This is a genomic window from Paenibacillus sp. FSL L8-0641, from assembly GCF_038006265.1.
GTDB lineage: Bacteria > Bacillota > Bacilli > Paenibacillales > Paenibacillaceae > Paenibacillus > Paenibacillus polymyxa_D.
Map to the genome: position 1 here is coordinate 3,916,176 of NZ_JBBOUW010000001.1, position 22,276 is coordinate 3,938,451.

The 22,276-nt window shown below is 45.3% G+C and carries 22 protein-coding genes; 5 read left to right on the top strand and 17 right to left on the bottom strand.

The features are described 5' to 3' along the window. Nucleotides 1-9 precede the first annotated feature (9 nt). From MKY16_RS17720 to MKY16_RS17760, 9 genes are all read right to left on the bottom strand, one after another. Nucleotides 10-891, bottom strand: a complete 882-nt coding sequence (locus MKY16_RS17720; protein WP_039273005.1) for a carbohydrate ABC transporter permease — start codon at nt 889-891, stop codon at nt 10-12. Nucleotides 892-917: 26 nt separating this feature from the next. After that, entirely contained in the window at nt 918-2,261 is a 1,344-nt protein-coding gene (locus MKY16_RS17725) for an extracellular solute-binding protein (protein WP_165149579.1), read from the bottom strand. 136 nt (nt 2,262-2,397) lie between these two features. Continuing rightward, nucleotides 2,398-3,198 (bottom strand): response regulator transcription factor, encoded by an 801-nt coding sequence (locus MKY16_RS17730; protein ID WP_165149581.1) that lies wholly within the window; start codon nt 3,196-3,198, stop codon nt 2,398-2,400. A 2-nt stretch (nt 3,199-3,200) separates the two neighbouring features. Beyond that, nucleotides 3,201-4,961: a cache domain-containing sensor histidine kinase gene (locus tag MKY16_RS17735; protein ID WP_029515621.1), complete on the bottom strand. Its 1,761-nt coding sequence runs from the start codon at nt 4,959-4,961 to the stop codon at nt 3,201-3,203. A gap of 297 nt (nt 4,962-5,258) precedes the next feature. Beyond that, complete coding sequence (locus MKY16_RS17740) at nt 5,259-6,251, bottom strand: Gfo/Idh/MocA family protein (protein ID WP_340956457.1); 993 nt, start codon at nt 6,249-6,251, stop codon at nt 5,259-5,261. A gap of 166 nt (nt 6,252-6,417) precedes the next feature. Then, nucleotides 6,418-6,861 (bottom strand): HEAT repeat domain-containing protein, encoded by a 444-nt coding sequence (locus MKY16_RS17745; protein WP_029515623.1) that lies wholly within the window; start codon nt 6,859-6,861, stop codon nt 6,418-6,420. A gap of 119 nt (nt 6,862-6,980) precedes the next feature. Next, complete coding sequence (locus MKY16_RS17750; protein ID WP_165149587.1) at nt 6,981-7,322, bottom strand: cupin domain-containing protein; 342 nt, start codon at nt 7,320-7,322, stop codon at nt 6,981-6,983. Between the two features lie 75 nt (nt 7,323-7,397). Next, nucleotides 7,398-8,648: a PTS ascorbate transporter subunit IIC gene (locus MKY16_RS17755; protein ID WP_029515625.1), complete on the bottom strand. Its 1,251-nt coding sequence runs from the start codon at nt 8,646-8,648 to the stop codon at nt 7,398-7,400. Between the two features lie 320 nt (nt 8,649-8,968). Then, the gene (locus MKY16_RS17760; RefSeq protein WP_029515627.1) at nt 8,969-9,991 is read right to left on the bottom strand and encodes a substrate-binding domain-containing protein; all 1,023 of its coding nucleotides are present in this window, start codon (nt 9,989-9,991) and stop codon (nt 8,969-8,971) included. A 378-nt stretch (nt 9,992-10,369) separates the two neighbouring features. Between MKY16_RS17760 and MKY16_RS17765 the strand changes: the two genes are divergently transcribed. After that, entirely contained in the window at nt 10,370-11,563 is a 1,194-nt protein-coding gene (locus MKY16_RS17765) for a glycoside hydrolase family 5 protein (RefSeq protein ID WP_340956459.1), read from the top strand. 215 nt (nt 11,564-11,778) lie between these two features. Then, the gene (locus tag MKY16_RS17770; RefSeq protein WP_029515629.1) at nt 11,779-12,108 is read left to right on the top strand and encodes a hypothetical protein; all 330 of its coding nucleotides are present in this window, start codon (nt 11,779-11,781) and stop codon (nt 12,106-12,108) included. A gap of 145 nt (nt 12,109-12,253) precedes the next feature. Here MKY16_RS17770 and MKY16_RS17775 read toward each other — a convergent pair whose 3' ends face one another. Beyond that, on the bottom strand, nt 12,254-12,835 hold the full coding sequence (locus MKY16_RS17775) for an NAD(P)H-dependent oxidoreductase (protein WP_029515630.1): 582 nt from the start codon (nt 12,833-12,835) through the stop codon (nt 12,254-12,256). Between the two features lie 74 nt (nt 12,836-12,909). Beyond that, entirely contained in the window at nt 12,910-13,494 is a 585-nt protein-coding gene (locus MKY16_RS17780; RefSeq protein ID WP_209949784.1) for a TetR/AcrR family transcriptional regulator, read from the bottom strand. 282 nt (nt 13,495-13,776) lie between these two features. On the opposite strand from MKY16_RS17780, the gene MKY16_RS17785 reads away from it, so the two are divergent. Then, a complete protein-coding gene (locus tag MKY16_RS17785) occupies nt 13,777-13,956 on the top strand; it encodes an oxidoreductase (RefSeq protein ID WP_238437886.1) in 180 nt (59 codons plus the stop codon). Here MKY16_RS17785 and MKY16_RS17790 read toward each other — a convergent pair. After that, complete coding sequence (locus MKY16_RS17790; protein ID WP_080658569.1) at nt 13,934-14,575, bottom strand: DUF4183 domain-containing protein; 642 nt, start codon at nt 14,573-14,575, stop codon at nt 13,934-13,936. The two genes, MKY16_RS17785 and MKY16_RS17790, sit on opposite strands and share 23 nt — an antisense overlap. Nucleotides 14,576-15,021: 446 nt before the next feature. Between MKY16_RS17790 and MKY16_RS17795 the strand changes: the two genes are divergently transcribed. After that, complete coding sequence (locus MKY16_RS17795; RefSeq protein WP_013311418.1) at nt 15,022-15,435, top strand: DUF4183 domain-containing protein; 414 nt, start codon at nt 15,022-15,024, stop codon at nt 15,433-15,435. 161 nt (nt 15,436-15,596) lie between these two features. Here MKY16_RS17795 and MKY16_RS17800 read toward each other — a convergent pair whose 3' ends face one another. After that, a complete protein-coding gene (locus tag MKY16_RS17800) occupies nt 15,597-16,334 on the bottom strand; it encodes a cyclase family protein (protein ID WP_023989797.1) in 738 nt (245 codons plus the stop codon). A gap of 380 nt (nt 16,335-16,714) precedes the next feature. Here MKY16_RS17800 and MKY16_RS17805 point away from each other — a divergent pair, with 380 nt between their 5' ends. Then, entirely contained in the window at nt 16,715-17,998 is a 1,284-nt protein-coding gene (locus MKY16_RS17805) for a pectate lyase family protein (RefSeq protein WP_029515634.1), read from the top strand. Between the two features lie 147 nt (nt 17,999-18,145). On the opposite strand, the gene MKY16_RS17810 is transcribed toward MKY16_RS17805, so the two are convergent. From MKY16_RS17810 to MKY16_RS17825, 4 genes are all read right to left on the bottom strand, one after another. Beyond that, complete coding sequence (locus tag MKY16_RS17810; protein WP_029515635.1) at nt 18,146-19,213, bottom strand: ABC transporter ATP-binding protein; 1,068 nt, start codon at nt 19,211-19,213, stop codon at nt 18,146-18,148. A gap of 214 nt (nt 19,214-19,427) precedes the next feature. Continuing rightward, complete coding sequence (locus MKY16_RS17815) at nt 19,428-20,807, bottom strand: HAMP domain-containing sensor histidine kinase (protein WP_340956461.1); 1,380 nt, start codon at nt 20,805-20,807, stop codon at nt 19,428-19,430. A 2-nt stretch (nt 20,808-20,809) separates the two neighbouring features. Then, on the bottom strand, nt 20,810-21,520 hold the full coding sequence (locus tag MKY16_RS17820) for a response regulator transcription factor (protein WP_029515637.1): 711 nt from the start codon (nt 21,518-21,520) through the stop codon (nt 20,810-20,812). Between the two features lie 168 nt (nt 21,521-21,688). Further along, on the bottom strand, nt 21,689-22,186 hold the full coding sequence (locus MKY16_RS17825; protein WP_340956463.1) for a hypothetical protein: 498 nt from the start codon (nt 22,184-22,186) through the stop codon (nt 21,689-21,691). Nucleotides 22,187-22,276: the final 90 nt, after the last annotated feature.

Sequence of the window (22,276 nt, forward strand, 5' to 3'; positions counted from 1 at the left end):
ATGACCGTATTATGAATACTGGATGGTGTCACTAGTAGCCGTAACCTTGCGGATCAGCCACGTAGCGATCAGACAGATGAGCAGCAAGGCGAAGGCTGTAGCACTGCCGTATCCAAAATCAAAGCTGCGGAATGCCTGGTGGTACATGTAAGAGGCCATCACTTCACTGGCTCCATTCGGTCCACCATCCGTCATGACGTAGATGAGATCAAAATATTTGAGCGAGCCGACAATGGACAATATAATCGTAACGTTAATCACCTCGCGCAGCAGGGGCAATTTGATACGAGTCGCAATCTGCCAGGCACTGGCCCCGTCGATCCGGGCAGCCTCCATTAGCGTTTCGGGAATGTTTTTCAGCCCGGCATAATAGATCAGGATATAAAAGCCTGCATATTGCCAAATAATCGGGATGAACAAAGCAAACAGCACCAAGGACGGATTAGCTAACCATTCAGGCGGATTGTGGACTCCGACTGAAGCCAGTATGGAATTGAACACTCCGTTCGTTGGATGATACATTTTGAGCCACAGCTGTGCGATCGCTACAGATGACAACAGCATGGGAATCAGATAAATTTTCCGCAGCAGATTCGCTCCCTTGATTTTTCCTGACAAAATCATCGCAATGACCAGATAACCGATCAGACTGATGCCTGAAAACAAGGCCAGCAGCAGCGAATGCCAGGCACTTTGCCAGAATGCACTGTCTGTGAGCAAATGTTGATAATTGTCCAGCCCCACAAAAGTCATAGAGCCGATTCCATTCCACTGATTCAGGCCGTAATAGCCGGTCAGTACGATGGGCACATAGATCACGGCGAATAACAGCAGTAGAGAAGGCAATACATAGAGAGCAATGACAAGCTTATTGGACATGACCTTTTCCACGGTTGGACCTCCTTAGGTGGTCAATTTCAATTTCCTTTCTCGATGGCAGCCTTATGCTGGTCGGCAAATTGTTGCGGTGTCACCGCTTTACCAAACAACGCCTGAATCATATTCAAATGTACCTGTGCTGCATTCGGCTTCATCTGTACATCGGCGAACAACGTAATACTGCTGGCTTGATTCAGTCCGTTCAGCAAATCGACATACAGCTTGGGCAATTTTTCTTTGGAGGTGTCCACTTTCGTCGCCGGAATAACGCCCGCCTGTGTGACCGATTGTTCTCCCCATTTGACTACAAAGTATTCAACGAACGCTTTGGCCTCTTCTTTCACCTTGGAATTCTCAGAAACAAACAAACCTACTCCCGGACCTCCTACCCAACTGTTCTCGTTGCCCTTACCGCCTGCAACCATCGGAAATTTAAAGAAGCCAATTTGATCTTTAAATGCTTGCGGGATTGCGGGATTGGTCGTAAAATTCGGCAATTCCCAAGTAGCCATTAAATACATAGCCGCTTTGTTGTTCATAAATTCGGATTTTCCCTCATCATTGGACAAGCCGTTAAATCCTTTGTTAAAGGCATTCATATCCACAAGCGTCTGAACTTCGGAGGCCGCCTGAATTAAACCAGGGTCATCGAACGATCCTGAGCCGTCAATCGCTTTTTTCAGCGTTTCGTTACCTGCTATACGGTCCGCCAAATACATATACCAGAGCGAGCCGGTCCAGCGGTCTTTATTGCCCAATGCAATCGGTGCTACTCCATGATCCGTAAGTGTTTTCACAACCTGCTTAAATTCGTCAAATGTCGCAGGTACCTTCAAATTGTATTTTTGGAATATGGCTTTGTTGTAATAAATGGGTGTAATATTTAATTCAATCGGAAGCGCATACGTTTTGCCATTCAGCGCATAAGCTTCGGTCGTTCCCGGTACGAATTTGTCCTTCAGCTTGGAACCTTGCAGCAGGTCATCCATCGGCGTAAATAATCCACCTTTAACGTAAGGCTCCATAAAGCCTGCTGCCCAGGTGATGCCGATATCCGGCAATTCATTGGAAGCTGACAGCACTTTGAGTTTGTTTTTATATTGTTCATTTTCCAGCACTTCCTGCTGAATGACGACATTCGGATGATCCTTTTGGTATTGATCTATAATCTGAGTCACTAGCTTGCTCTGCTGTGCCGAACTTCCCTCGGGCCACAGGTGCATCATTTTGAGTGTAACCTTTCCCCCGTCTCCACTGGAACCGCCTTGACCATCTTTACCAACACCGCAACCGGATAACACCAGCATGAATGACAGCAGCAGGGTCAACCCAGCAAACCATTTTTGATGTGAGCGCTTACGTAAACCATACTCGTTGGACATCGTTAGACCTCCGTTTGTTGTATTTATATTTTTTTGTAACCGTTATCATTTGTAAGTTTAGCATTCTATTCCTGCTTTCAACAGGGTACGCTCATTGGGTATAATTCCACTTTTATTGGGTTTGATCTGCCTACTGTCAGTCGATATTCTCCGGCCCTGTACGCATCTGCTGCCTGTAGCGGCTGGGACTTATCCCCTCGGTCGCTTTGAATACTTTAATAAAATATTTATCTGTTCGGTAGCCTGATCGTTCGCCGATTTGGGCAATCGTCAATTGGGTATGCAGCAGTAGCTCCTTGGCCCGTTGCATCCGCAGCCGATGCAGATATTCGCTGAAGGACAAACCACTTTGCTCCTTGAATAAAACACTAAAATAGCTCGCATTCAGGTGTGAATGCGCGGCAGTCTGCGCCATCGTAATGGATTCGTGAAGATGCTCCGCCATAAAGGTGAAGGCACGTCGTACCGGATCACTAAGGGTAGCCGCCTGGAGATCAAGCTCTAGGAGAACAGGGTCAGCCAGCTTGTCCAGCTTCTCGTATCGCTGCCGCTCCTCTTCCAGCCGAAGCGCTTCATTGACCGCATTCAGCAGCTCTTGTTTATCAATCGGTTTGAGCAAATAATTGACGGCTCCCAGACGAAGAGCCTGCTGGACATAATCAAACTCCGCATAGCCTGAGATGACAATGGTCGCTGGTCGTCGTGAATCCCGTTCCAGAGAGCGGATTAAATCCAGCCCACTGAATTCCGGCAACCGGACATCCGTAATCAACAGATGAACCGTCTCTGCACGCAGTATATTTAGTGCTTCCAAACCATTACCGAATGTCACAATCCGGTATTTCCCGGCTGCCCATTGCTCCAGTGTCTGGTGTATCCCCTGACGTGTTCGCTGTTCATCGTCTACAATGACAATGGTTTTGGATGAAACACTCATTCCTACCGCCCTCCATATTCATCAGGAATTTCAAAAGCGACCACCGTTCCTTCCTGCTCAGCACTATGTATCAGCACACCGTCCGTTGGATAAGATGCGCTGTCATAATAGAGAGCGAGCCTGCGCTGCACATTAACCAGTCCCATACCGGTTCCCTTGCTCTCGCAGGCTGCTCCCCCCATCAACGCTGTACGCACAGCTGCAAGTTCTTCCATTGTCATTCCAGGTCCGTTATCTATGACCGCGATCCTGGTCCACCCCGGTCTGGTCGAAGGAGTGACACTGATTTCAACACGGCCGTTGCCGATGCGATTTTCCACACCATGCAAAATAGCATTCTCTAGAATAGGCTGGATCAGCAGTTTAGGAAGCGGAATTCTGGCTGCCTCTGAAGGCATATGAATTTGCCAGCTCAGACGTTCCCCCAGACGCATCTCCATCAGTTCCAGATAACGACGGATTTGCGCCATTTCTTCCCCGAGGGTCACCCAAGAGTCATGGTGAGCCGGTTCAATAACATAACGAAACAGCCGCGACATGGACACCATCAGCCCGGCAAGCTCCTCCTCTCCCTTCTCCTGTAGCGACCAGTTGAAAGCATCCAGCGTATTAAAAAGAAAATGCGGATTGATCTGTGCCTGCAGAGCTTTAAGCTCGGTCTGGCTTTGTAAAACCTCCTTCTCGTAAATGACATGGATCAATTCATTGATATCGACAATCATCGTATTGTACTCTGCGTTCAATTCTCGCAGCTCGACCGCTGCTGCCGGTTCTGGATTCAGAGCCAACGCCCCTTCCCGTGAACGACGCATCGCCTGAATCAAGTGACCTATCGGTCTTGTAATCAACGTAGACAACATAAAGGACATAAATAGGAATAGCACGGCACCAAGAGACGCGGAAATGATAAGCGTAGTCCGTAAAACCGTAATTCCGTCTGTGACGACGCTAACCGGAATCAGGATCAGCAGCGACCAGCCCGTCCGCTCCGACTGCTGAACAGCCTTCACATATTCCCGCTCCCCAATATGAACCGTCTGTGTCTTGCTGTGCAGTACACCTGACAAATCCGTCTGGTTCATTGGTTCACCCGACAGCAGCTGGCCTTGACGATCTACAAGCAGCATGGTTTCATCCGCTTCTTCATTGACTGCTGACGCACCATTCAGTCCAAAATAACTTCGCTCCATACGGGTAATGAGGTACCCTCCGCGTGAGAACCAGCGATCCACCAAGCTGACCTGCCGAATTGCTAGCAGTGACCTGGGGTCCTCGGGATCAATGCCGATCCAGACCAGTCTTCCTTTCATCTGATTCGCTTCCCGGATGTCTGCCTGTCCGATACGTTCCTCCAGACTGCCCTCTCTAATCGGAAACAACATCTTCCCTTCAGCAGTATACAGTTCCAGTGAGCCGACACTCGGCATATATGCCTGATAGCTATGCATCACTTGCAGTAGGGATTGACGCTGTCCAAAATTCACCTTGCCCCCGTTGCGCTCCTCCAGCAAAATATGCTGAACAGACGGGTGATTAGCGACCTGCTCCGTCAAACTGTCCATCTGGCCGATTAATGCATCCAGCCTACCGCTTGCTTGTACCGCAGTTTGACCAATATGTCGCTCGGCACTGTCTTTTAACAGGTGAGACACATTGAGATAAATGAACGCCCCCGCTACACTCATCATAATAAGCATCACCAGTATAAATCCGATAAAAATCTGATTACGTAATGTGTTTAATGGTTGGTACCTTAAACGCATATGCCATCTCCCCCTGAGCCATCGCAGAAAAGTAGATAATGAGAACGCTTTCTATTTTCTATTCTAGCGCATCATTCTCCTTTGTTGGCATATTTTCAGCAGAGATTATATCAAAATGGACAGCAATCTCTGGAATCATTATGTTCGACAATAACACGTAATAACGATACTTATTAAAAAAAATGACTCCCGACACATGCAGGAGCCATCTACTGACCAGTTAAACCGAAGCTTCTTTAAAATCACCCAAACTAAGGTACCGTCCAGGCTCCGAAGCTTGGATATAAAATAGGTATCCTATTGGAGGGCAGCCAAAATGCGGTCGCACAGCTCCATCGTTTTCACGTTGTCTCGTCCACTTGAATCAGGCGTCCGTCCTTCTTGGCAGCAGTTCATGAAATGAGCAATTTCACCGACAAAACCGCGCAAGTACAAATCACGGTATCCGCCCGACATCGCGGAAGCTGATGGTGTCAGAACCGTATCATTTTCCGCAAGGGATTTCCAAGGAAGCTCTGTATGACTCTCCGACTTGTGAATGATCAGTGTATTCACCTCATCCGCGTTCGCAAAACCGTGGTCAAAGGTTACCGTAATCCCTTCACTCTCGCGTGTCCATGCTGTCATACCTGCGAAGTATAGGCTGCCCACTACACCATTTTCAAATTTCAAGGCAATCGTATGGGAAATACACTCACCGTTATCGTTCGCAAATCCGGTAACCTGTACCACTTCCCCGAACAAATAACGTACCAGGTCGATCATATGAACCGCCGCCAGCTTCATGAAGTCTTCGCCAGTTTTACAAAACTGGGTACTGTCCACGAGAAATTTTGCCTGAAATGAGCGTGCGGCTCCAAGCGAGCCACCCTCAATCCATTCTTTTAACTTTATGTATACAGGTGCGTAGCGCTTCATGAAACCAACCATCAGCACAACGCCTGCTGCTTCTGCCGCATCTGCAATTTGGGCCGCTTCCTCGGCATTCCAACCCAGTGGCTTGTCTACAAAGACATGTTTTCCAGCCTTAATGCAGTCTAGTACGAGCGAAGGATGATCTGCCGCTTGTGCTATCACGACAACTCCATCACAGTCTTCCTGCTCCAGCATAGCCTTGTAATTGTCATAAGGTGTGCCACTACTTCCAAACCGCTGAAGTGCTGTCTTCGATCTGCTTAAATCTCTAGTCGCAATCGCCTGAATTTCAGCACCTGCCCCAATAACAGCAGGATATATATTCGTTGAAGCGTGAAAGCCAGCCCCGATAAAACACAGCTTCGCCTTGCTCATGTTAGTCCCTCCCATGTACACACTAAAATAATCCGATCCCATCGTACCCTATTGCCGAAGTATATATAAAAAAACCTTAACAAAGATAATCCCTTATCCTTGTTAAGGCTCTGTCTGTATCACCTGCAACCATCCTTAAAATACATACAATTACAGGGTTCAGAAATTACCTTGTGGATAATGAAGCCCATTTTTGCTCCAGCCACTGGTCAAATTCAGCGCCCTTGTCGCCTTCATAGATGTCATAAATATCGACTCTCATCTTGTGCAGCTTCTCGCGAAAATCGTTATAGGTATGGTCGGCTGGCAGGCTTTTTTTAATCCGCACCAGTATCTTCGTCAGACCCTTAACAAGCTCACCCTCTTTGCGCACAGGCGGCTGTACATTCTCGCCCCATTCCTGAAGTCTGCGGTAAGCTGCTTCCTGAACGGCATATACCGTATCATGATTTAAACGATGTGTCAGCAAGTCAATTGTCTGCTGGTTCTTCCATGCACCCAGATCATTTACCGCAGCTAGGCGTGTTTTCCAATCGGAGGTTCGGTTTGCAGCTACTTTAAGCTGCTCATATACTTCTGCAAATTCCTGCTGAGTTTCGTTGTTTTCCAAAATTGTCTCATCCTTTTCTAAAAATCACTATATTACTGTTCATCACGATTGCCGTTTGTTAAATATAACATACTTGCCGGTCTTCTTCTAAAAAAAGATAAAAATGAAATGATCGGACGTTACAGGAAATCTGCACGTGCTGGTGTAAATGCATCTAGCAGAATTCCGCCATCCTCCAGTGGGATACAGCCATGAAGAGTATCGGATGGAAAATGGATGCTGTCTCCTTCTTTGACGGTCTGCACTTCCTTGGTTTCGCCATCATCAATCATGAACTTAAAACTTCCCTTCACTACATAGGTGACTTGTTCATGGACATGCTTATGCAACAGGATTTCCCCTATTTGTGCTTTAGCAAACATCACTTTGACATACATAAGCTGGTCGCTGTGGGCTAGCACTTTCCGGGTGGTATTACTGTCAACGATATCAATTTGAATATCTTGGTCGTTAAAAAACATGGATCATTCCTCCTCTTTTTAAGCACAAATGATTTAGATAAGTTATTTTTTGAAAAATTCATAAATCGATTTAGTTTAAAACCAGCGGAAAATAAGCCAAAGTACTCCAGAAAGGGTGGTAAAGTCGGGATCGGCGAACGTCACCCCTTCGGCACCCAAAAAAGAAAAGAGCGGCAAAGTGAGAGCTGGTAGCAGACAGAGCAAGAATCCATTAAGACAACTGGAAATAACAGCTCCTCTAAAACCACCGCTGGAATTGCCGAATATCGCGGCTGCACCACCAGCGAGGAAGCAGGCCATGATCCCTGGCACAATGACAGGCAATCCGACAAACGGGAAAAGAAAGACGCAGGCAACGCCTGTGAAGAAGCTGACCAAGAAGCCTACCAACGCGGAATTGGGTGATTTATCGAACAGTACCAGAACATCCACACCAGGGATTGCTCCAGGTGCGAACACTTGGGAGAATCCTTTGAAAGCGGGTACAATTTCAGTTGTGAACAGCTTAACACCTGCTTTTGCGATATACAAGCCGGCAGCAAAAATAGCTGACTGTTCGAGGATAAAGACGATATATTCTTTGCCATCCGATAATTTGCTGACATAATCAGAACCAGCAACCAGTCCGGATACCAGCAAAAGCACAAGCATCGTCAAGGTCGTTGCAACATTGGGGTCGCGCAAAAAACTGATGCGGTCATTAATTTTTACATTTTCGGTGTCATTTTCACGGTTGCCGAACACTTTCCCTAAATAGGTGCCCAGAATGTAAGAGGTCATGGAAGCATGAGCAATCGTATAATCATCCGATTTAATAATGTTTTTGCTAGCATTCCGGAGTAGGTAAGGAAACACCGCCATATAGCTCCCAATGACCAATGAACCGACGATGATCGTAGTCAGCGAACTGAGACCTAGACCTTTCATAACGGCTGTAGCGGCAAAGCTCATAAACAAAATCAAGTGAAGAGACAAATAAATGTACTTGAACTTGGTCAGACGTGCAAGCACGATGTTAAGGATCATGGAAAAGAGCAGAATGAGCGCAGCATCCGCCCCGATCTGATCAATGGTCAGTGCCATAATGGCTTCATTGCTGGGTACGACACCTTTAAGGTTGAACGCATAAGAAAAAATTTGGCTGAAGTTAGTGAGAACGCCTCCTAAAATGCCGCCGCCGACCTTGATCATGGTGAAGCCCATGAAAGAAAGGGTAGTTCCCGTAATGATTTCTGATACTTTCTTCCTCTGGAATATAAGGCCGAGTAATGTCACAATCGCGATAATGATGGATGGCTCCCTGATAATGCTCATAAACATTTCCATAGTGATCTCCGACTTTCTTTTATTATTTTCCATTCTTACTAAATCGATTTAGTAATACTCGAAAAAAATTTCCCTTCCGGGAATGTAAAAAGAAGCAGAATCATTTTTTGTGAATTAAATCACAAATTACTCCATACATTATTCGCTTAAGCTCCATTCCTCCCCTCTCTTCAATCACCATCATCACTAAATTCAGGACAACCATAAATGAAAGGGTATTCATGACTCGAATCATAAGATCATTATAGCTCTTTATTTTCTTTTTACAATAGAATTCATAAAAACGTTTTCAAAAAAAAGAAAAGGACTTATTCAAACATTCAGTTCAGCTTTAGGACCGATTCTCTGTGGTTGATGACCGGATTCATACGGATGATTTCTGACAGCTCCTCATGATCCTGTTCTTTTTGATCAATTTTCTCCAGCAGTAGCCTGGCACTCCTTTTCCCCATTTCAAAACTCGGCTGGGAAACGGTTGTGATCGGCGGATTATAAAAAGACGCAAAGGATACATCATCTATGCCAATCAAGGAAAAGTCATTAGGTATGGTCAGATGATTATTTTTGGCAAAGATCAGCACCTGCTCCAAAATCATGTCATTCGTAGCAATGATTGCGGTGGGCGGGTTCTCCATGTGGAATAGTTGTCCAATCAGATTAGGCATTTCATCCAACCTGCCGCTTTTGATATAGTTTTCATTCACGGGTATGTCATGTTTACCCAGCGTATTTCGGTAACCTGACAGTCGCTCACTTCGTGTGGTGATCGCTTTTTTGCCTAAGGGGAACGTGATAATCCCAATGTTGTTATGACCATGCTCAATGAGTGCTTCAACCGCAAGCTCGCTGGCCTTTTCATTATTCAGTAGCACCGTATCTACGCTGAGTTCATCGATTTTGCGGTCCACAAACACGAAGGGATAGCCATTTTTGACAAGGGAAACATATAATTTCTTGTTCTCTTCCGTCGGGAAAATGATAAGTCCATCCACTTGCCGAGCAATCATCGACTGGACATACTTTTTCTCTTTTAGCGAATCATCATCGGTATTGCAGACAATGACCTGGACATTTTCCAGTTGGCATTCATCTTCAATGGCACGCACGACTTCTGTTGTAAATCTCGATAAAATGGTTGAAGAAATAACCCCCACAATGAAGGTCTTCTTCTGCTTGAGACTACGTGCCACCTCATTGGGTATATAACTGAGATCCTCAATCGCTTGCTCGATCTTCTTCTTGGTGTTTTCACTCATATAGTTGTATCTCTTTTGCAGAAACTGCGAAACTGTACTCTTCGACACCCCGGCACGTTCTGCCACTTCCTTCATCGTTGTTACCATAATTACCCTCCTTTCTTTTTCTGCATGTCAGGCATGTTAATTTTCAAATATATATATTCTGCAACCTGTATGTAAAGTGAATTTCACTTTATTATATACCTTCTTTTACAGCAGGAAAATATAATAAATGAAGAGTTAGAGCGTGCCTCTACCTCATATACAAGCGCGGCCAAAAATACGGGGTGGAAACTCCTTCACGAATCTTTTACAAGAGGAACTTTCCTACTTAGCTTGATAATCCGTTGTTATAAATCTATTGATTTCGAACGAAATCTTAGAAATATACGAATTTTATGAACTTGTTTGATGGAAGATTTGAACATAAAATGAAAATGTAATCGGTTACAAATTCTTTTAAATAAAGGAGGAAGCAGAATTATGAAGAAAAAAGGATTAAGAAAAACATTTTTCGTCATTGCCTCCCTCGTAATGGGCTTCACACTGTATGGCTATACACCCGCTTCTGCAGATGCAGCCAGTGTGAAAGGATATTATCACACCCAAGGAAACAAGATTGTAGACGAATCTGGGAAAGAAGCGGCATTTAACGGCCTGAACTGGTTCGGTCTGGAAACTCCTAATTACACCTTGCATGGACTGTGGAGCCGCTCAATGGACGACATGCTGGATCAGGTGAAGAAAGAAGGCTACAATCTGATTCGTCTGCCTTACAGCAATCAGTTGTTCGATTCCAGTTCCCGTCCAGACAGTATTGATTATCACAAAAACCCTGATCTGGTCGGATTAAACCCGATTCAAATTATGGACAAGCTGATCGAAAAAGCTGGACAACGCGGTATTCAGATTATCCTTGACCGTCACCGTCCAGGCTCAGGTGGGCAATCCGAGCTGTGGTACACATCCCAGTACCCTGAGTCTCGCTGGATTAGTGACTGGAAAATGTTGGCTGACCGTTATAAAAACAACCCCACCGTCATTGGTGCGGATTTGCACAACGAGCCACACGGTCAAGCAAGCTGGGGTACAGGCAATGCCTCCACAGACTGGCGTCTGGCGGCACAACGTGCAGGGAATGCGATTCTGTCCGTGAATCCGAATTGGCTGATTCTCGTAGAAGGTGTAGACCACAATGTACAAGGCAACAATAGCCAATACTGGTGGGGTGGCAACCTGACAGGTGTAGCCAACTATCCTGTCGTTCTGGACGTACCGAACCGTGTCGTATATTCTCCACACGATTACGGCCCCGGTGTGTCTTCGCAGCCATGGTTCAACGACCCGGCCTTCCCGTCCAACCTGCCTGCGATCTGGGATCAAACCTGGGGCTACATCAGCAAGCAAAACATAGCTCCGGTACTGGTCGGTGAATTCGGCGGTCGTAATGTTGATTTGTCTACTCCTGAGGGGAAATGGCAAAATGCACTCGTAGACTATATTGGTGCCAACAACCTGTACTTTACGTACTGGTCCCTGAATCCGAATAGCGGCGACACAGGCGGTCTGCTGCTGGATGACTGGACTACCTGGAATCGTCCGAAGCAAGATATGCTGGGTCGAATTATGAAGCCTGTTGTTTCCGTAGCCCAGCAAGCGGAAGCCGCAGCCGAATAGGCACAGGCCTTCAACTTCACTTAATTAAAAAAGCCGATTTTCCTCCTTCAGGCCAGATTATGCTGGGCTATGAAGATGTGGAGAAACGGCTTTTTTTGTTCTTCCAGTTTTACACATTGTAAATTCCCCATTGAATGGGTCATTTTGTAAACTAAATCTCTCTTTCAACCGATAAATACATATGTTGGATTTTAATTTAGAAAGGAAGTATTCATGTGATTATTTGGAAGGGTTTTGGTATTTTAAATATTATTATTCCAGGGATTTTATTTGTTATTGTCGGTAGTTTAGTATCCGCTCTAGGGCTTGACTCCATAGATTCCCGGCTGCCAATGGCTTTTGTGTTCATTGTGTCGGGAGTTATTATCTGGTATTTGGGGAAAGCACTCAACTCCGACTCGGACAAAGTGCTAGTTGATATGGAAACGGGACAACGCTATCGAATGGGAACCCAGCACAGTCTGTTTTTTATCCCTATGCATTATTGGGGCCCTGCCGGTCTAGCGATCGGATTTATTTTAATCGTTGCATCGATATTTATTTAACGTTGATTGCAAACATAAGCTATTCCGAACACCGCAATGCGAGCTAGTTGCTCCCATTGCGGTCTTTTTCCTTCTCGCAGGTCGATTATGCTCAGATACCGCTATGGTTTACCTGTAGGCCAATGGGTTTGGGTCAGGGGAACACCTAGCTCATGCTTCGACCTAGCTGCTCCACCTTGCTCAGCCAATCGTTGCGCTGCTGATCCGATAACTTATTCATAAGATCAATGGTCGTAGAACGCACTGGTTTGACACCACATAGATGCAGCGTGGAATCCTTCATCATCCGATGCCCAGGCTGTCCCTGGAAAAATCGGTAGTACCAGTGCGGACCGTCCATCGTTGTAATGAGGCGAGCTGTTCTTCCTTTTAGAAGCTTGTCAGGCAAGGATTTTCCTTTTTGATACTTAAACGCAAACCCCGGCATAATGGTACGGTCAATGAAGCCTTTCATTAATGCAGGCAAGCTGCCCCACCAGATTGGAAAGACAAAAACAAGATGTTCTGCCCATTTAATCGACTCCTGTGCTTGGATCAAATCAGGTTCCAGCGGCAATTTATTACGATATCCACCTAATAGATTTGGGTTAAAATCCAACGCGGATAACTGCAACAAACGAACCTCTGCTCCTGCAGCCTTCGCTCCTTTTACATAGGATTGAGCCAACGCTTCTCCATAACTGCCAGCGACTGGATTCCCTTGAATCACCAATATTTTTTTAGACATATAAGCCACTTCCTATCTTCACATTATGATTTTAGTTAGAAAACACTAACTTTATATTTAAAAAGAAAAGGTCACTACTGACCTTTACTTAATAAAGCTGTTAAACGTTGTTTGACCTCTGTTGCAAATGGAACCAACTGCTGTGGAAGTTCACCTTCCAGGCTGGATACGGACAAGCGTGTAATAGCTCCAATGATGAGCACACCGGATAGCTTAGCATCCTGCTTCGGCAGTTCACCTTGTTGAATCCCCTGTTCGATGAATTCAGTCAACGCCTCCAGCGGCTGACGCACATTCTGGCTCTGGCTTGCTTCAACATACAGCTCATGATGCTGTGATAGTAGAAGCAAACCATACTGGTCCTCATCATGCATATTCAGCACTTCATCCACCAGTTGATGGAAACGACTAACGAAGTTCCCACTCTGCTTGCGATAGAAGTCAATTAAGGTGGTGTAGCTATTGCAATACTGCCCAAATACTTCCAAGGCCATCGCATCTTTACTCTTAAAATGCTTATAAATCGCGGCATCCGTCACACCGGCAGCCTCTCCAATTTCTTTGACTGAAATCCCGTCAATTCCTTTGGTTGCAAATAAGCACATCGCTGCCTGCAGAATATCTTTCTTTTTGCTGTCTATATGTGTTTTCTTGTTCATAAAATTATAGTAAGTGATAACTAACTAAAATGCAAATTATATTTTTATGCAGGCTCATTCTGTCTTCATACTTTCATTTGATATATATTGTATTAAACCTAAATACCATGTTTTTATAAGTGAATGATCATAAATACAATTAATGATACGTGTATCGCCACATTTTATTCATATAAAATAGATATGTAATCGAATAAAACGGGCGCTCGGGCAGGCGGGACTCATTATGCTTAAGGTGCATGCAGTCACCCAGCAGGGAAAAGACTCAGGCAGTCTTGGCATATGAGCGACGAGCACATTTCCCCGCTGCAAAAAGTCGTGCACGCCATCCATAACCAAAGCTCCAAGGCCGGTCTTCAGCTTTGGCATGTCGGACGCAAAGGCTCGTTGCCCCAAAAACAGCTGTATCTGCCTCTGGGTTGCCTCACCGCGAACAGTATCATCCACTGGCTCGCACACTAAATTGAACAATTTCCACAATAATAGGTGTGCCGGAGGAAATTGCCTCCCCTTCGTTAAGGCGAATCGTCAGCGATTCAGGTGTCAGTCTATACAATGTGCTTTCTTGTATCATTCCATTAATGTATAGATTGGCATAACTGTTGCTTCCGACATTAAACCGCTGAAAGGGCTCCTGTACACCATCTACAGAAAATTGATCCGCCATAATCGTGATTGAAGACTCAATTGTAGCAGGTGCAAAATAAAAATATCGCTCGGCTATGGGTATAATTTCAATATTTGAAATGTCAGCTGCCGGACCGGTTGGGCCTGTTATTCCTTGGGCTCCGGTTGGGCCCGCTATGCCCTGTGCTCCAGTAGGGCCGGGTGCACCTGTTGCACCTGAACTACCTTGGACGCCAGCCGGACCTGGCGCTCCCCGTGTTCCTGCTGGACCCTGTATTCCTGGTATTCCTTGGACTCCCGGTGTTCCCGCAGTTCCCGGTATGCCTTGTGCTCCTGCTAAACCTGGAATACCTTGTACCCCTGTTAACCCGGCTTCGCCTTGCTTCCCTGTCAAACCAGGAATACCCTGTGCTCCTGCCGAACCTGGAACACCCGGCTTTCCCGTCTTGCCCATTCTCCGCCTCCGCTTGGTAGGAGCATTTCTACATCTCCGTTGCATGATTAGCTTTGGATGCTTTTTGGCATGGAACCCCGTTTTTGTTCTACCTTTGAGTGAATAACTTGTTTTACACTTTTTACGTTTGTTGATCTTGCAATGTACGGTTCTTTTTCCTTGCCTTCTTAGTGATGAATCGCGTCTCCTCATACCAGTCGTGTACACCTCCTTCTCACATGCTTATTTATGTATTGTATGCATATCCCTCTTTAGGGTTTTAGGCATTTGTAGGATGCCGATTCCAAGTATTCGCTTCCATCTGTATTTGTAGCAAAATAGGCCTTCTCCATTCACCCTATTATTAATAGAAAGGTTAATATGCCGTTTCCGAATAGGTTGAGAAATCATTTATTGATTAAGAGCCACCGAATGGCTCATACCAGTAAAGAAAGGAGATGAAAACTATGCCCATCATAAAACCTGTGTACACAGCAGTAGCTACTGCTCCCGTAGCAACTGGTGGTGCCATAAGCACGACTGTAACCCCAGCCGTGACTCGTTTTTTTGCAACAATTACAGCCGGGATGATCGGAGCAACAACAACAACTATTCCTGCTGCAAGCTTCGTAGATGACGCCGACGCTCCCGTTGTTGCTTTACCAACATTAACGGCTACTGATTCTGCTAATTATTATATTAATGGAGTTATTCAGCAGAGCTCCTTATTCACCCTGACCACGGCAAGTCTGGTCATTGCCTCTGTAGATATTACACCAGGTGTCCCCGCTGTCATAGAAATATCTGATTTTAGCGGCACAACCTCCACCATATCAACTCAGCCCACCATCTCTGCCCCTACCGTAACGATTATCACTTAAGATGTTTCATCATGTTGATTCAAAGATGGACTGAACGGTCATTCAGGCTGTACATTCCCCCTATAAGCTAGAAAAGACCGATTCAGATGTCGATATCTGAATCGGTCTTTTAAGCTCAAGATGAATATACAATCGTTTTCAAATGACTGGGTACTGTATGATTAAGGCAAAATAGCAAAGGAGCGCACTGGAAATCCGGGGGAATCTTGAATGCTCGGAACGATATTATATATGACCGCGCCCGTCGGGGGCAACTTGTCCAAATTTGTCAGCACCTCAACTTGATACCGATCCTGCTCCAATATGTAATATTCCCCTACCAGCTTGCCAGCTTTGCGATAAGCTACAGAAGAATCCGTATCTAGCGTTTCATGTCCAATGGCAGCCACATTTCGTTCTTCTACCAAAAAGCGTAGCGCCTCTAGCGACCAGCCCGGACAGTGTGCATCTCCGGCGTCATCCTTGTTCGAGAAGGCATCTGAATCAGGCCAACGTTTGCTCCAATCACTGCGAAAAGCGACAAAGGACTGATCAGCAATGCGTCCATGCTCTTTCTCAAAGTCCAAAATATCCGCAACCGTAAGTTCATAGTCAGAATTGGCTGCAACGGCTGCTGAACGGTCAATGACAACGAGCGGCAAAACCAGCTCCTTCAATGAAAGCTCATGCAAGTAACGTTTGCCCTTCACAAAATGAACGGGTGCATCAATGTGAGTCCCATACTGACCTGGAAAGCAGTATTGTTTTACAAAAAAGCCATCGTCGTGGGTAAACAGGGTATCCACCTGAACATTATCGAATACTGGAAAATGAGGGATTTCAGGATAAAAAGCGTGGGACAAATCTACCCACTCTTTTTGCTTCAACAACTTCAAGATATCTGCTAAATGCTCTGCCATGATGCCCATTCCTCCTCAGCTTTATTACAAGCCATTTTACCTGAGGATTCTGCAAAAATCTATAAATCGACCTTCCAGAATGTATAGATTGAAATCGTTAACATTTTGAGAAAAAACACAAAAACAATTCCATATATTCATATATACATTTCCTATTCCGTGTGATTGTTAACGTTTTCATTATTACATATACGTCTTGATTGGAAAAAGTAGGGGTCTATTGAATTATATAAAAAATTCGACAAAAATTTTAGTATGTAACTTTTATTATATTAACAAATACTGGAACACGAAGTATGATAGAAAATGTAGAAACCACAGGAGCACCCGGGACTCCCTTCGTTTGTCTACTCTATTCATCCAATATACGGAGGTATTTTATGAAAAAGAGATTTTCACTCGGAATTGCAGCAGCTCTGCTATTCACTACCCTGTCCCCTCTTGGTTCACCTGCTCATGCAGCCAGCGATATTGGTAAAGAAACGCTTGGTAACAAAAACGGTTGGGCAGCCTTTTCTACAGGCACAACAGGCGGAGCTGCAGCCTCTTCTTCTAATATTTTCACCGTAACGAATCGCAAGCAATTAGTCGATGCTTTGGGCAAAAACAGCAATAGTACGCCTAAAATCATTTATGTCAAAGGCACGATCAACGCCAACGTCGATGACAATAACAAGCCGTTGGGATTGAACGATTACAAGGACTCTAAATATGATTTTGACGCCTACCTCAAAGCTTATGACCCATCCACTTGGGGTAAAAAGGCTCCGTCCGGCACATTGGAAAAGGCACGTGAGGCTTCACAAAAAAATCAGGCCAGTCGTGTCGTCATTGAGATTCCTTCTAATACAACGATTGTCGGTCAGGGTAGCAATGCCGTCATTAACGGCGCGAACCTTCAACTAAAAAAAGGGACAGATAATGTCATTATCCGTAATATTGAGTTCCAGGATGCCTACGATTATTTTCCTCAATGGGACCCAACGGACGGCAGCACAGGCAATTGGAATTCGGAATATGACAGCATTACAATTAACGGCGCCACACATGTATGGGTAGACCACAATACCTTCAATGATGGATCTCACCCAGATAGCCAAAACGGCTCCTTTTACGGTCAAGAATACCAGCATCATGATGGGCTTCTCGATGTGATTAACCAGGGCGATCTGGTTACGGTTTCTTACAATCATTTTTACGATCATGATAAATCATCGATTATTGGCAACAGCGACAGTAAAACAGCAGATGAAGGGACTTTACGTGTAACCCTGCATCACAATTATTATGAAAACACGGTACAACGCACACCACGCGTGCGGTATGGACAAGTCCATCTGTACAACAATTACTATACAGGTGATGTAAAACGCTCCGAATATCCTTCACTGTATATATGGGGCGCAGGTAAATCCTCCAAAATCTTCGCCGAAAACAATGTTATTGACGTTGCCGGTTTATCTGCAGCTAAAATCGTGACTGTCTTTGGTGGAACTGCCCTGTCAGATACGGGCACAATCCTGAATGGACAAGCTGTTAATGCAGGCTCCAGTGCGGGTCTTAGCTCCTCTGTAGGCTGGAAACCATCGCTGAACGATAAAATTTCCCCATCCGCCAGTGTGAAGGCAGAAGTCACTTCCCAAGCTGGCTCTGGTAAGCTGTAAACACTGCCCGTTAACACAAATAACCGCAGACGCATACAACCTGCGATTTTACACCAAAAAGGCTGTTTCCTCCGTAGAATGATTCCACACGGAGAGAACAGCCCTTTTTTTATTTTTCATTTGTTTAATTACAAATTATAGCGCACATTAACTACCGTATTGTTCTACCAAAACCGGCTTTTCAAATGCGTTATCCAGCTTGCGAAGCTTAGCCTTTACCGCATCTGGTGGCTCAACCGCTGGCGCATCTGGATGCAGCAACCATGATTTCACAAAGTGCGTATCGGATAATTGAAAGAGTGGAGGCTCTTTCTCAAAGTCAATTTTCATAGCATAAGAACTGCGGGCTGCAAAAGCATCCCCTACAGGTGGGTGAAGCAGATCCGGAGGTGTTCCCGGGATAGCTGCCAGCTTCTGACCATGGCTGTCCAAACTTGGCATAGAGGCGAGAAGGCCCCATGTATATGGATGTTTCGGGTTGTAGAAAATTTCATTAACCGTACCTGTTTCCACGATTTGTCCTGCGTACATAACAGCAACGCGATCAGCCATCTTCGCCACAACACCGAGGTCATGAGTAATAAAGATGATGGAAGTATCGATCTTTTTCTGAAGATCCTTCATCAGCTCCAAAATTTGAGCTTGAATCGTTACGTCCAACGCAGTCGTCGGCTCATCGGCAATCAGAAGTTTCGGATTAGCAGCCAATGCCATCGCAATGACGACACGTTGACGCATACCACCACTAAATTCATGCGGATATTGGTTAAAACGCTGTTCAGGATGTGGAATACCTACTAGATTCAGCAACTCAATACCCCGCTTGCGAGCAGCATCCTTGGATATTTTTTCATGCTTGAAAAGCACTTCCGTGATCTGCTTGCCCACTTTCATCGTCGGGTTAAGCGAAGTCATTGGGTCCTGAGAAATCAGGCCAATTTCCTTACCACGAATTTTTTGCATCTGCTTTTCCGTTTTATTAATCAGCTCTTGTCCGTCAAACATAATTTGACCCTTTTGATAAATGCCCGGAGGGGTCGGAATCAACTTCATAACAGCTTGTGAGGTTACGCTTTTACCTGAGCCGGATTCGCCCACAATCGCCAGCGTCTCTCCTTTATTGACATGAAAGTTTACGCCACGAATGGCCTGCACTAGTCCCTGGCGGGTCTTGAAAGATATCGTTAAGTCCTTCACTTCCAAAAGGCGGTTCATCTCATCACTCTTTCATTTATTATTCATCACTATTATTGACCACTATCTAAAAAAACGACGTCCATGAGTCAAGGTATATACGATTAATTTTACTCAGTTTAGTACCTACCAGTCAAGCTATATCTCAAATATCACCGAAAAACTTCCATTCGATGTTAGATAAATGAAATGTTTCTCCGAAAAAACGATCATTTTTAACCATTTTTGTACTCATTTATAACATGCGCTGGATATAGCTGAAGCGTGCTCCACCCAATGGCGAACGTGTGCAGAGTAGTTCTCCATTCAACCGGGTAGCAATTTGACGACAAATAGCCAATCCAAGACCTGTGACACCATTCGAGCCCGCATAGAATCTTCCGAACACCTCGGTTGCCTCTTGTTCGGTCAGCCCTTCCCCATCATCATCCACATGTATAACCCATACAACCTCCGGTGTTGTCCCTGTCTCCAAATGAATGACAACCTCCGTAGAGGTATGCCGAACTGCATTTTGCAGCAAATTCAATATCATGCGGAACAATTGCTCGGCCGGAACGGCCACATGCAGACCCTCTCCCTCCACTCGGAGCGAGATAGAACGTTCAGCAGCCACCGGCATCAATAGATGAACAGCATCCTCCGCCATGCTTCTAAGATCAACCAGAGAGACAGGCCATTCTTCATTCAGCGCCTCCAGCCTCGATAGCTGCAGCAGCTTTTCCACCATGTCAATTAACCGCTGGGACTGCACTTTGATGATACTCAGTCCCTCGTCCTGGGATACCACTTGATCCTGTATGGCATATACATAGCCTTGAATCGACATTAACGGTGTCCTTAGCTCGTGAGATACATTTTGTAGAAATTCAATTTGACCGTGATGGTGCTGCTGAATACGGGCGGACATGGAGTGAAAGGTGCCGATCAGCTCGCCAATCTCACTTTTATCCGCCTGCGGAAAATCACTATCCTGCGGCTGATTCGGCTCATAGTTGCCAACCGCCTCCTTCAATCGTTTGAGCGGACGCACCAGACGTGAGACCACCATCAGACCAATGACGAGAATCACTAAAAAACCCGCGATGATAGACAGTAATGTGGTTCTCATTAACGGTACATACAGGGCTCTCAAAGAAGATAAGGGTGAGTATACAAAAATACGAAAAGGTTGTCCGGGCAATTCCTCATTCGTAAACAGTACCTTTTTACCTTGAAGCACAGCCACCCCTTCATGTGTAGCGGTCAGATCCTGGGCAGACGGATGAACCGATGCAAAAAATCCCTGGCGGATCAAAAGCAAATGTTCGATCTTTTTGCCTTCCATTCCAGAGACGCTTGAGTCGATGATGTGGTTATCCGTGCTTAAAATAAAGTAATCGGTAGATAAAAGCACGCCCTTGATAACATAGTTAAATTCAGCATTATCCAGTCGATCAAAGCCTCCATCGCTCATAATATGGACGGCTTTGCGTGCCTGCTCATGAAGTTTGGATTTGACTTGATTCACCAGAATGTCGTCGATAAGCCTAACGAATAAAACCACCGTAATACAGACGGTAATAAGCATGGCGATGGACAGGGAAAGCAGTATTTTAGCTCTCATCGTACGCATGATTACAACTCCTGAACCGTTGCTTTATATCCGAAACCCCATACGGTGTTAATGACGAGCGTAGAGTGATATTCAGCTAACTTTTTACGAATCCGTTTGACCAGATCATCCACGACTCTCACATCACCTATAAAATCATAGCTCCACACCTGCTGAATCAGATGTTCCCTGCCAAAAGGTCTTTCCAGATGATTCGCAAGAAACAGCAACAGATCGAATTCACGTGAGGTTAAATTCAGCTCTTGTCCGTCCACTGTGACTTTACGAAAGTCAGCAAAAATATACAGATTGCCCGCATGGCATAGATCTGCGTTTTCTGCCGCTTGCCTATCGTCCGATGCAGACATTCCGGCCTTGCTCAGTCTCAGCATTGCTTTGACCCTTCCTACCAACTCCCTTGGATTAAAGGGCTTGGTCAAAAAATCGCTGCAGCCCAGCTCCAGCCCGTGAATACGGTCGTTCTCTTCTCCACGGGCAGAGATCATAATGATCGGCATTTCCGTAAACTCACGAAGCTGAGTCAGTAGAGAAAGCCCATCAATGCCAGGCATCATAATATCAAGAACGAGACAATCCGGACGGTTCGTACGGATATGCTCTACCAGTGTTTTACCGCTGGAAAAGGAAGTCACCTCGTAGGATTCTTTTTTCAAATATTCAGATATTAATTGCAGAATGAACACATCGTCATCCACTACTACTATTTTTGTCATGGCCTTAACCCCTTGCCGTTGTTCTGGATGCTTCCATCCTCTCTTTAAGCTTAACAGAAGCCTAGCAGAATAGACAAAAGACGGGTATACCGTTCCCGGTCCCGTCTTTCTTATCATGAATCGCTGCTGTATATGCCAGGCGAGCTGAGTGCTAACTACGCATCAAACTTATTTCTTGGTTGTTACTACTTTGGCTGCTGCTTTTGGAGCTGTTTTTGCTGGGACTGCTTTTTTAACTGGAGTTTTGTGGGTCACTTTTTTAGCTACGACATGATGTGTACGAGTTTTATGAGCTGTTGCTTTGTGTTTAACAACATTATGTTTTTTGGCATGATGTTTAACTGTACGGTGCTGCCCTTTCACTGCTTTTGTTTTGTGGCTTGCCGCTTTTTTCGCAACGGATTTTTTGGCAGGGGCTTTCTTTGCTTTGGTTGTTGTTTTATGAGCTGTTACAGCTTTTTTAACCGGTGTTTTTACCACAGGTGTTTTCGTCACAGGTGCTTTTGCCGGTGTTTTGGTAGCTGGTGTCATAACCGCAGGAGCTTTGGTTACTGGTGCAGTGCTCGCTGGAGTCGTTGTTGCTGTAGCGGCGAATGCGCTGCTTGCTCCTCCCAGTACACTTACTACGGTCAATACGGCTGCTGCATTTTTAGTCCATTTTTTCATGATTGAATCACCTCTCCTTTAAAGTATCTTTAGCTTATCAGGAGAATTCGGCATAATTGTGGAGCAAATGTGTGAAAAGTATATGAAAAA

Bases quoted from the DNA above. Each gene is read 5' to 3' on its own strand.
- MKY16_RS17725 (WP_165149579.1), bottom strand. From the start codon at position 2,261: ATGTCCAACGAGTATGGTTTACGTAAGCGCTCACATCAAAAATGGTTT.
- MKY16_RS17730 (WP_165149581.1), bottom strand. From the start codon at position 3,198: ATGAGTGTTTCATCCAAAACCATTGTCATTGTAGACGATGAACAGCGA.
- MKY16_RS17735 (WP_029515621.1), bottom strand. From the start codon at position 4,961: ATGCGTTTAAGGTACCAACCATTAAACACATTACGTAATCAGATTTTT.
- MKY16_RS17740 (WP_340956457.1), bottom strand. From the start codon at position 6,251: ATGAGCAAGGCGAAGCTGTGTTTTATCGGGGCTGGCTTTCACGCTTCA.
- MKY16_RS17750 (WP_165149587.1), bottom strand. From the start codon at position 7,322: ATGTTTTTTAACGACCAAGATATTCAAATTGATATCGTTGACAGTAAT.
- MKY16_RS17755 (WP_029515625.1), bottom strand. From the start codon at position 8,648: ATGGAAATGTTTATGAGCATTATCAGGGAGCCATCCATCATTATCGCG.
- MKY16_RS17760 (WP_029515627.1), bottom strand. From the start codon at position 9,991: ATGGTAACAACGATGAAGGAAGTGGCAGAACGTGCCGGGGTGTCGAAG.
- MKY16_RS17765 (WP_340956459.1), top strand. From the start codon at position 10,370: ATGAAGAAAAAAGGATTAAGAAAAACATTTTTCGTCATTGCCTCCCTC.
- MKY16_RS17775 (WP_029515630.1), bottom strand. From the start codon at position 12,835: ATGTCTAAAAAAATATTGGTGATTCAAGGGAATCCAGTCGCTGGCAGT.
- MKY16_RS17780 (WP_209949784.1), bottom strand. From the start codon at position 13,494: ATGAACAAGAAAACACATATAGACAGCAAAAAGAAAGATATTCTGCAG.
- MKY16_RS17785 (WP_238437886.1), top strand. From the start codon at position 13,777: ATGAGCGACGAGCACATTTCCCCGCTGCAAAAAGTCGTGCACGCCATC.
- MKY16_RS17790 (WP_080658569.1), bottom strand. From the start codon at position 14,575: ATGGGCAAGACGGGAAAGCCGGGTGTTCCAGGTTCGGCAGGAGCACAG.
- MKY16_RS17795 (WP_013311418.1), top strand. From the start codon at position 15,022: ATGCCCATCATAAAACCTGTGTACACAGCAGTAGCTACTGCTCCCGTA.
- MKY16_RS17800 (WP_023989797.1), bottom strand. From the start codon at position 16,334: ATGGCAGAGCATTTAGCAGATATCTTGAAGTTGTTGAAGCAAAAAGAG.
- MKY16_RS17805 (WP_029515634.1), top strand. From the start codon at position 16,715: ATGAAAAAGAGATTTTCACTCGGAATTGCAGCAGCTCTGCTATTCACT.
- MKY16_RS17810 (WP_029515635.1), bottom strand. From the start codon at position 19,213: ATGAACCGCCTTTTGGAAGTGAAGGACTTAACGATATCTTTCAAGACC.
- MKY16_RS17815 (WP_340956461.1), bottom strand. From the start codon at position 20,807: ATGCGTACGATGAGAGCTAAAATACTGCTTTCCCTGTCCATCGCCATG.
- MKY16_RS17820 (WP_029515637.1), bottom strand. From the start codon at position 21,520: ATGACAAAAATAGTAGTAGTGGATGACGATGTGTTCATTCTGCAATTA.
- MKY16_RS17825 (WP_340956463.1), bottom strand. From the start codon at position 22,186: ATGAAAAAATGGACTAAAAATGCAGCAGCCGTATTGACCGTAGTAAGT.